We start from the raw sequence: 1,221 nt of genomic DNA, 5'->3' as shown, positions 1-1,221 counted from the left end.
TTATTGCGCTGCATATAGTCTTTGCCAATCCCGCATACGCCGTTTATATAGCATGTAAAAGCCGCCGAAAAACAAAATAAGCCCGATGTCGATCAGCCTATCCGCCATAGCGATCTTTCTTTTGCTATTTAAATTTAGAAATTTAGCCCGCCGTATTTGCTATATCGCCGCTCGCCTATTGAAATTCTAATTTCGCAGGATTGCATTCTTTGTCGGCTTTGCAATCTTGCAATTTTTTGATGATTTTATTGTAGCGCTCTTTATCATACGCTAAATCTCGAGCCATCGTCATATATTTTATTACCTCGTCTACATCTAAAGCATATTCAAAATAAGTTAATGCGCTAAGCAAACAAGAATTCCATATTTTGCCTACCTCACAAGCTCTTGTTAATGGTTTTAATGCAATTGAAGATCTATTTGTCTTAAGTAAAATTTCGCCGTATAAACCACACGCTAAGGAATTTTCAATCCCCTCTTTTTCAAAGCAGTGCTTATCCGTGATACTTAATAAATTCTGACAAGTACTATATTTGCCGTCGCCCATATTGCACTTTTTAATAAGTTGCGAGATCTCTTGTGAGAAAATTTTATCGCATCCTCCATAGGAGTGCGAAGCATCACAATCATTTAATGCCTTACCGCGCTCTTCGGCGGACATTTTATAAAACCCGTCGCTTAAAATTTTAATTCCCGCGGAATTTTGTCCTTGTGCCTCACTCGGCTCCGTATCTTGCATCGCAAAAGCAGCCCCGCTAAAACAGAGCCACAGCACAAACACCAAAAATACTTGCTTCATTTTCTCTCCTTCGTTCATTGTATTATTCGCTTATGATACATAAAAAGCAATAAATTTTATTTATTTTACGCAGGATTTGGGCTGCAAGGTCGTAAATTTTTAAGACATTTTAAATTTGCCTCGCGGAATTTTAAGTAGGATAAATTTTAAATTCCAAGATGCGAGCAGAATCCTTAGTTAAATTTCGGCGCGATACAAGGTAAATTTGAGTAGGCTAAAATTCTTGTACGTTGGAATTTAAACGAAAAACTGGGCGTCGCGATAAGGCAAACGCAAAAATGCGAAAAATGCGAATCTAAAATTTATCGCATGTCGAAATTTAAATCGCCTTTTTGGCTAAATTTAAGCTAAAAACGCTATAATCCCGTTTATTTCGTGCGCTCGTAGCTCAGCTGGATAGAGCATTTGATTGCGGTTCAAAA

General features: G+C 37.7%; 1 protein-coding gene. It reads right to left on the bottom strand.

What is annotated here, in order from left to right; genetic code table 11:
• Positions 1-175: 175 nt before the first annotated feature.
• On the bottom strand, positions 176-799 hold the full coding sequence (locus Q0140_RS09775) for a hypothetical protein (protein ID WP_297964140.1): 624 nt from the start codon (positions 797-799) through the stop codon (positions 176-178).
• Between the last annotated feature and the right edge of the window lie 422 nt (positions 800-1,221).

Origin of the sequence: uncultured Campylobacter sp. (genome assembly GCF_938045405.1) — a bacterium.
Lineage (GTDB): Bacteria > Campylobacterota > Campylobacteria > Campylobacterales > Campylobacteraceae > Campylobacter_B.
Note: the sequence above shows the minus strand (reverse complement) of the source record. Positions and strands in the feature narration are given on the sequence as shown.

Excerpts from the sequence above, each read along its gene's own strand:
- Q0140_RS09775 (WP_297964140.1), bottom strand. The coding sequence starts at position 799 with ATGAAGCAAGTATTTTTGGTGTTTGTGCTGTGGCTCTGTTTTAGCGGG.